Genomic DNA, 7937 nt, shown 5'->3' with positions numbered 1-7937 from the left:
ATTCCAGCCGGATACGCCGCCTAATTCAAACTCCCGCGTACACCACTTTCGAGCATATCTCTCCACGGCCTTGCCCGACATGCAGTTTCAACCTCTGTGATGGTGACTCGGAAACTTATATCACTGAGGGAACGAGCATTAGCACTGCCCCATATTATTGGGGCTTCGAAAAGCCCACGGCCTGCAGGGGGAGCAGAATTCAGAATTGGGGCATGAGCAGTGCGAACAAGCTGATCGCTTAAGAGCCTATTCCAATAGGACGGCGTGGAATGCCGCCCGAGCGGGCGCCCCGAAGGGTGGGCCTGAGCGCGCACCCCGCGGTGTTGCGGCCTCCTGACGTGGCACGACCACGCGGCGTCGGCCGAGCCGAGCCGGGCACACGCGCAGACTCCGGCATCCTATTGGACTAGTCTCTTGATGGCGTCCGGGCCGGGAATTGCTAGGCTCGGTTGTGTCGACCATGCCAACCCGAGACCGACCACCGCGATCGAGGTGCGTGCTCTGTAGGCTCGCTCTGGCAAGGTTGGTTTTGCCCGGTAACGATCTGGATTAGAGGTTCAGCGATGCAACCCAAACAACACGCCGAGCAACACGACGACATCCTCCTGGAATCGTTGGACGACCAGGGCATCCTGCGGTTGACGTTGAACGATATAGCCCGCCGCAATGCGCTCTCCGAGGCCATGCTCGCCCGTCTACGAGAGTCGCTCGATCGCGCCGCCGTGCGTGAATCGGTCCGCGTGATCGTGCTGGCCGCCGAGGGATCGGCCTTTTGCGCCGGGCACGATCTCAAGCAGATCACGGCCGCGCGGCAGGCGCCGGATCGGGGACACGCCTATTTCACAACGTTGATGACGGCGTGCTCCGGCGTGATGCAGGCCATCGTCGACAATCCCAAGCCTGTTATCGCAGAGGTGGCGGGTGTGGCAACCGCTGCCGGTTGCCAGTTGGTGGCCAGTTGCGATCTCGCGTACGCAAACCCGCAGGCGCGCTTTGCCACGCCCGGTGTTCATATCGGCTTGTTCTGCTCCACGCCGATGGTCGCGCTGTCGAGAAATGTGTCGAACAAGCACGCGATGGAGATGCTCTTGACCGGCGATCCCATACCGGCGGAAAGAGCCGCTGAAATCGGGCTGATCAACCGAGTCGTGCCCGCGGAGGAACTGGCGGCTCATGTGACCGGTGTGGCACACCAGGTGGCCGCGAAATCCGGCATGACCGTGGCCACCGGCAAGAAGGCGTTCTACCGTCAGCGCGAGATGCCGTTGGCACAAGCCTACGAATACGCCGCCGGCGTCATGGTGGAGAACATGCTCGCGCGCGACGCCGAGGAGGGCATCGACGCCTTCCTCGACAAGCGAGCCCCGCAATGGTCCGACCAATAGATCGTACCCAGGCCGAGGAGCAATGCCGTGACCAACCCCTTCAACGTCGATCTCGACCGCAACCCGGCCAATTTCCAGCCGCTTACGCCGCTGACCTTCCTCGAGCGCGCGGCGAGCGTGATGCCCGATCGTCTGGCCATCATTCACGGCACATTGCGCTATACCTACCGCGATTTTTATAGCCGCTCCCGACAACTCGCCTCGGCGCTGTCGCGTGCGGGGGTCGAGCGGGGTGCCGCGGTCTCGGCGTTACTGCCGAACGTGCCGGCGATGCTCGAAGCGCACCACGGCGTGCCGATGTGCGGCGCGGTCCTGCATGCGATCAACACGCGTCTGGACGCGGCGGCGATCGCCTTCCAACTCGACCATGCGGGTTCGCGCGTCCTGATTATCGACGGCGAGCTGCTGCCGCTGGCGCGGTCGGCACTCGAACTCACGTCGAAGGCCGCGCCGATGCTGATCGTTTACGACGACCCCGAGGTGTCCGGCGCGCCGGAGACCGCATCGAACGAGCTGGACTACGAGTCGTTTCTTGCCACGGGCGATGCCGAATACGAATGGCTCATGCCCGACGACGAGTGGGACGCGATCTCGATCAGCTATACATCCGGAACCACCGGCGACCCGAAGGGCGTGGTCTACCACCACCGGGGCGCCTATCTGATCGCCCAGGGCAACGCGCTGATCTCGAATATGCCGCGATATCCGAGGTACCTGTGGACGCTGCCCATGTTCCACTGCAATGGGTGGTGTTTTCCGTGGACGATGTCGCTCGTCTTCGGCACGCATGTATGCCTGCGTCAGGTGCGCGCGGAACCGATCTGGCAGGCGATCGCCGAACACGGGGTCACGCATATGTGCGGCGCGCCGGCCGTGATGTCCCTACTTGTGGCATCGGCGCCGGGCCAGGCGCGCCCCAGTGGGCACACGGTCGAGTTTTTCACCGCGGCCGCGCCGCCCCCGGAGAAAGTGCTGGCCGAAATGGAAGGCGCCGGTTTCAACGTCACGCAGCTCTACGGCCTGACCGAAACCTACGGCCCGGCCGTGGTCAACGAGTGGAAGCCGGACTGGGATGAACTCGACCCGACGGCGCGAGCTGCCCGCAAGGCCCGCCAGGGCGTGCGCTACCCACCCCTCGAACGGCTGGAAGTCATGGATCCGCAGACGATGGAAATCGTCCCGCGGGATGGGGAAACCGTCGGCGAGGTCATGTTTCGCGGCAATGCGGTCATGAAGGGCTACTTCCGTAATGCCGAGGCCAATCGGAAAGCGTTTTCCGGCGGCTGGTTTCACTCGGGCGATCTGGGGGTGGTGCACCCGGACGGCTACATCCAGCTCAAGGACCGGTCCAAGGACATCATCATCTCGGGCGGCGAAAACATCTCGTCAATCGAGATCGAGGAAGCCCTGTACAAGCATCCGGCGGTTGCGGTAGCCGCCGTCGTGGCCATGCATCACGACAAATGGGGCGAAACGCCATGCGCGTTCATCGAACTCGCGACCGGCCAAACCGTCACCAGCGAGGAACTGGAACAGCATTGTCGCAACACGCTGGCCGCGTACAAGATTCCGCGGCGCTTCATTTTCGAAGAAGTACCCCGAACCGCTACCGGCAAGATTCAGAAATACGAGCTGCGCAAGCGTCTCGCTGGTGATGCCGAGGTCTAACCTAGACCCAAGGGCGCACGTCGACGCCGATCGGCGAACAAGGCGCGAAAGCGTTTGCACGGCATGAGTACGCTCGGCCGAAGAATGGATCCGGCGCAGCGCGAATGGCGGGAGCCGCGGCCTTTGCTTATTTGTGCCACTTCGGCGGTTAAGCGTTGAATCCAACATTGAAGGGGAAAACGCCAGACTGACCCTAAATCACGCCCCTATTGAGTCGCGCGTGGGCATGCCCGCACAGCGGCGTATCCGCAATTATCTTCGACTCAGCTGGACTTCTCATGGGTGCGACCTTCGGCCGGCCCGCCAGTCGTGCGGTGGCTCGCCCGTTGGGCCTGCGATGTTTTGTCGAGCGCATCGATTAACCAGTTACGGAACAAGCGTTTTCGGTCGTCGTCGTCGATAGACGAGGGCGAAAGTAGCCAATAGGACGAACCGTCGGCGATGAAGCCCATCGGAGCGACGAGCTCCCCCGTCTCAATCTGGTCGGCCACCATGTAAATCGACCCCAGGGCGAAGCCCAGGCCGGCGCGCGCGGCTTGCAGACTGAGATAGAAGTGCTCGAATTGGAGTTCTCGATCAATGCGTGCTTTTTGCTGGACGCGGGCCCGCCATGGGGCCCACGCGGATGGACGTGATGCCGTGTGGAGTATCGTCCATCCGTCGTTGGCTGAGGCCGCTAGCCCAGGTGATGTGACGACCCCGGTGATTTCATCGGCGACGCGGCAGGTGAAAACGTCTGGGCCCCAGGCGAAATCGTCCCGACGTAATGCGAGATCGATCGAGCTGGCCAGGAAATCCACAGGTCCGCCGGCAGCGAACAGATGGAGCGTTATCTCCGGATGCCGGGCGTAGAAATCCGGCAGTCGGGGGATGAGCCACTGCATGGTGATCGTGGGTTCGCACGACACCACGAGCGGGGCGTCCGACGCGGTCGGTTGTTCGAACGTACTCAAGGCGCTGGAGAGCGTATCGAAAAGGCTCTGGCTCACGCGATAAAGCTCGTTGCCTTTGGTCGTCAATTGCACTGAGTTGTGTTGGCGGTCAAAAAGGGGGGCGCCGAGATCCTGCTCCAAGTCCTTTATCCGCTTACTCACTGCGCCGGGCGTTACAAACAGACGCTCCGCAGCAAGCGTCATGTTTTTTTCCTGGGCGACCGCTACGAACACACGCAGCGCATCTAGCGACCTGATCATGCTGTGTTCCTCGTACTCAGCTCTGGCATGAGAAAAATTCACATTTTCGTGTGAAAAAGAATCGTTTCTCAGGAGCGTCTTAACGTCCAATGGTATGTGCGTGAGCAACATACGTGCTTGCGCACGCACCAGGACAAGGAGGTCCACAGTGTCGCCTGTGCACCAAACAGCAGCAAGACGTTCTCCCGCCGATCGTGTCTCGCAACGCTTGTGTATCGATGATTTATGTCGTGGCTTAGCACGTCAGAATTATCTTTTCATTGATGGGACGACGACGACCAGCATTCTTACCGATCTGCATCAGAATGCTCTGGCCGACTGGCATGATTTCGCAGCAAGTTGGAACGATATGCCAGTGGACGGCCACATGGCCGATGGCGGCATCTACCGTCGGCGGCGACATGCAACGCTAGCGGCCAACGCGGACAGTGCCGAGTGGTGGGTTAAAGCGCATCAACCGCACTATCAGGAGCGTGACTTCAATAGTTTGAACGGTGGAGTCGCGCGGCATTACGAGCCTGTGCGGCAAGGCATTCTTCAAGGCCCAAGCCTCAGCAGTATTGTTGGCCTTGGATGCCGCGTGTTCAGCGGTCTAGCACCCTACTATCCGTGGCACATCGAACTGCACCAATTCCGCATCGAGTCGAATGCCGAGTTCGTGGGCAAGCCGACTCCAGAAGGCGTTCACCGCGACGGTGTGAACTTCGTGATCATGGCGATGGTTAGCCATAGCAATATGGCCGGCGCCGAATCAACGATCTATGACCTTGAGCGGCACGCACTGACATCTTTCACGCTGAACGCACCACTCGACGTTGCGATCGTGAATGACGCGCAGGTATTCCACGGGGTGTCCCCGATCAGCCCCAGGGGTCCAAAAACACCCGCCGTCCGTGATGTTTTGGTCGCTACATTTCGCAAACAGTTTTAAGGAGGAGTACGGCGCTCGGCCAACGAGCGTCGCACTCTTGAATTCATGATCGCTCTTGATTACCTGCCGTTACTCGGCACAGTGACATTGATCGCGGTCGGCATGGCCATGAGCCCCGGCCAGGATTTCGCATTGGTCAGTCGCAACGCGATGATCTATTCGCGACGAGCCGGCCTCTGGTCGAGTGTTGGCATCGCGACGGCTGTTTGGCTACATGTGGCTTATTGCGTAACTGGTGTGGCACTGCTTATCACCAGCTTCCCGCGGCTTTACGGAATGATTCGCTGGATCGGAGCGGCTTATCTTGTCTATCTCGGCGTCAAAAGTCTTTTGGCCTCGAGCTCACCACGGATGTCTGCGGATTCTGATCGAAGCGAAATTACAGATCGATCGGCATTCGGATCCGGCTTTCTATGCAATGCGCTGAACCCGAAAACGACGCTGTTCTTTCTGAGTATTTTCACTCAGATCATCCGCCCCACCACGCCGATTGCTGTTCAAATCCTGTGCGGCCTGATCATCTCACTCGCACATCTTGCGTGGTTTAGCGGCGTGGCCTTCTGGCTCTCGACGCCGAGATTCTTGTCGGCTATCTGGCGCCTTAAACCGTGGATAGAACGTGGATTGGGGTTGGTCTTGATGGGAGTCGCTACACACATGGTCTTTCAATAGCCTTCGGTGGCGCCCAACCAGAAACAGCGGGAAAATTGGGGCGGGGCACGCGGATGGAATCGAGCTAAGCGAGGGCGCCGGCCACCGTGGTCTGTCCACTGGCAGTTGAAGAGTCAGGCGGAGGGCTATGCACGCCGGCGCTCTCTCGACGGCATCAACGCGACTCGTCGTCGTGCGCCGCGTCGAACTCACGTCGCGCGTCCTCGAGCGCCGGACCGTAAACCAGCGTCCAATCGTAAAGCGCCTGAAACGGCTCGCGAAGCGAGTGCCCGAGCTCGGTGATTGCGTACTCGACCCCAATCGGAGAGGCAGTCAGCACTCGGCGCGTTATCAGGCCATTGCGCTGCAGGCGTTTCAGTGCGTCGGCGAGTGCCTTATGGGTTATGCCGTCCAGGCGGCGCATGATCTCGTTGAATCTTGCCGGTCGCCGGCAGAGCACGGTCAGAATTAGCACCGCCCACTTGTTGGTAATGTGCTCGAGGGCTACACGTGCACGGGTGACTTCTTTGAGATCAAGTTCCCCGTCGCCCTGCTTTTCATGGAGCCCGCAGGAAAAGTCGACAGGCGTCGCAGACGAATCGGCCTGCGTGCTGGATCTAGTCATGGCGATATACTCGCTGATATCTACTAGCAATCAGGTGCGTATTCTAGCCCAAATATACGACGTATATTTCCTCGTCCCACTTCTCGAGGAAAGCCCCCATGCCAAATATGAACAATCTAAACGCCTTAATCGTTGGCGGCGCCAGCGGTATTGGGCTCGCGGCCGCGCGTCATTTCGCCGAACACGGCGCGGTTACCTGGATTACCGGTCGCCGCGAGGAGGACGTCCGGATGGCCGCGGAGAGTATCGGAACCAACGTCAAACCGATCCGAACCGACCCAACGCAACCGGCAGATCTTGATGCACTAGTGCAGCAGCTTAGAAATGCCGCCGGTCACCTGGATGTGTTGGTGGTAAGCGCCGGCATTTCCGAGCCGGCGATGTTGGGTGAGATAACTGAAGACCATATCGACCGCCATCTGGCTATCAACGTCAAGGCTTTGACGCTCGTCGTCCAAGCCGCGCTTCCGCTCATGAACGAGGGCGGCAGCATCGTGTTGATAGGCTCTATCGCCGGGCTGATTGGTGCACCGGGTCGCAGCCTGTACAGTGCGAGCAAGGCGGCGGTGAGAACTCTGGCCAGGGGGTGGACAATGGAACTTGCACCACGCGGGATTCGCGTCAACGTGGTCAGTCCGGGGCCAATCAATACCGCTATGATGGCAACCGCTGGCGCCGAAGAACGCTCAGCCTACGCCGCTCAAATACCGCTAGGTAGATTCGGTCAGCCGGAAGAAGTGGCCCGCGCCGTTGGCTTTCTCGCCAGCTCGGACAGCAGCTATATCGCGGGTGTAGAGCTGTGTGTGGATGGCGGGATGGCGCAAGTCTGACACTCGACCCACGAGTGGCCGGTTGTTGCTACCGGCCACTTTTAGGCAGCGAGCGTTTCGAGGCCGAAGTAGCGGCGGTGCTCGGGCGTCGCGTGAGTCGCGGGAAGGCAGGGCGGCCGAAGAAGGAATCCGGTTAGGCGGGGGTGTTGGAAACCGTGGTCTGTCCTGTATTTTTTTGTTCTTGTTGTTACGGTAGCGGACCATGACGACCCCTTGTCGCTGCGATCGCCGCATGTCCCCGATTCCCCGCACCACGGTCGAGCAGTGGGCCATCCTCCGGGTGGTGGTTGAGCACAACGGCTTTGCCCGGGCGGCCGAGCACCTCAACAAGAGCCAGTCGTCGATCAGCTACGCGGTGGCGCGTCTGCAAGAGCGCCTGGGCGTGGAGCTACTGGCGCTGGACGGGCGGCGCGCGGTGCTGACCGAGGCCGGGCGGATGCTCCTGGACGAGGCCGGGCCGCTGGTCGATGAGTGGATGCGCCTGGAGCAGAGTGGCCGTGCCATGGGTGGGGGGCATGAGGCGCGCATCCGCCTGCGGGTGGACAGCCTGTTCTCCAAGGCACGATTGTTCGCGGCGTTGCAGGTGCTGGAGCAGCAGTACGAGCTATATGCAAGTCTGGTGTATGGAGACTTGATCAAGCGGCGCTCCGGCGG

8 protein-coding genes are annotated in these 7937 nt (G+C 60.7%); 6 read left to right on the top strand and 2 right to left on the bottom strand.

Annotated elements, in window-relative coordinates:
- Window positions 1-563: 563 nt before the first annotated feature.
- Window positions 564-1385, top strand: a complete 822-nt coding sequence (locus tag C41B8_RS18880) for an enoyl-CoA hydratase (RefSeq protein WP_037341844.1) — start codon at window positions 564-566, stop codon at window positions 1383-1385.
- Window positions 1386-1412: 27 nt separating this feature from the next.
- Window positions 1413-3053: an acyl-CoA synthetase gene (locus C41B8_RS18875; protein WP_037341843.1), complete on the top strand. Its 1641-nt coding sequence runs from the start codon at window positions 1413-1415 to the stop codon at window positions 3051-3053.
- Between the two features lie 263 nt (window positions 3054-3316).
- Here the strand turns inward: C41B8_RS18875 and C41B8_RS18870 are convergent, their stop codons facing one another.
- Entirely contained in the window at window positions 3317-4246 is a 930-nt protein-coding gene (locus tag C41B8_RS18870) for a LysR family transcriptional regulator (protein WP_198025302.1), read from the bottom strand.
- 148 nt (window positions 4247-4394) lie between these two features.
- Here C41B8_RS18870 and C41B8_RS18865 point away from each other — a divergent pair, with 148 nt between their 5' ends.
- A complete protein-coding gene (locus C41B8_RS18865; protein WP_198025301.1) occupies window positions 4395-5177 on the top strand; it encodes a 2OG-Fe dioxygenase family protein in 783 nt (260 codons plus the stop codon).
- Window positions 5178-5222: 45 nt separating this feature from the next.
- Window positions 5223-5849, top strand: coding sequence for a LysE family translocator (locus C41B8_RS18860; protein WP_037341839.1), 627 nt, complete (start codon window positions 5223-5225; stop codon window positions 5847-5849).
- A 154-nt stretch (window positions 5850-6003) separates the two neighbouring features.
- On the opposite strand, the gene C41B8_RS18855 is transcribed toward C41B8_RS18860, so the two are convergent.
- Window positions 6004-6453, bottom strand: coding sequence for a winged helix-turn-helix transcriptional regulator (locus tag C41B8_RS18855; RefSeq protein ID WP_084189209.1), 450 nt, complete (start codon window positions 6451-6453; stop codon window positions 6004-6006).
- A gap of 98 nt (window positions 6454-6551) precedes the next feature.
- Between C41B8_RS18855 and C41B8_RS18850 the strand changes: the two genes are divergently transcribed.
- Both C41B8_RS18850 and C41B8_RS18845 read left to right on the top strand, forming a co-directional pair.
- Entirely contained in the window at window positions 6552-7283 is a 732-nt protein-coding gene (locus tag C41B8_RS18850) for an SDR family NAD(P)-dependent oxidoreductase (RefSeq protein WP_037341837.1), read from the top strand.
- 232 nt (window positions 7284-7515) lie between these two features.
- The coding region (locus C41B8_RS18845; protein WP_156962602.1) for a LysR family transcriptional regulator at window positions 7516-7937 on the top strand (422 nt) is incomplete at its 3' end.

Source organism: Salinisphaera hydrothermalis C41B8 (assembly GCF_000732535.1).
GTDB lineage: Bacteria > Pseudomonadota > Gammaproteobacteria > Nevskiales > Salinisphaeraceae > Salinisphaera > Salinisphaera hydrothermalis.
The sequence above is the reverse complement of the archived record's forward strand: the minus strand, read 5'-3'. Positions and strand labels throughout refer to the sequence as shown.

What these genes read in the sequence shown, in the direction of transcription:
- C41B8_RS18880 (WP_037341844.1), top strand. Translation starts at nt 564, where the DNA reads ATGCAACCCAAACAACACGCCGAGCAACACGACGACATCCTCCTGGAA.
- C41B8_RS18870 (WP_198025302.1), bottom strand. Translation starts at nt 4,246, where the DNA reads ATGATCAGGTCGCTAGATGCGCTGCGTGTGTTCGTAGCGGTCGCCCAG.
- C41B8_RS18855 (WP_084189209.1), bottom strand. Translation starts at nt 6,453, where the DNA reads ATGACTAGATCCAGCACGCAGGCCGATTCGTCTGCGACGCCTGTCGAC.
- C41B8_RS18860 (WP_037341839.1), top strand. Translation starts at nt 5,223, where the DNA reads ATGATCGCTCTTGATTACCTGCCGTTACTCGGCACAGTGACATTGATC.
- C41B8_RS18850 (WP_037341837.1), top strand. Translation starts at nt 6,552, where the DNA reads ATGCCAAATATGAACAATCTAAACGCCTTAATCGTTGGCGGCGCCAGC.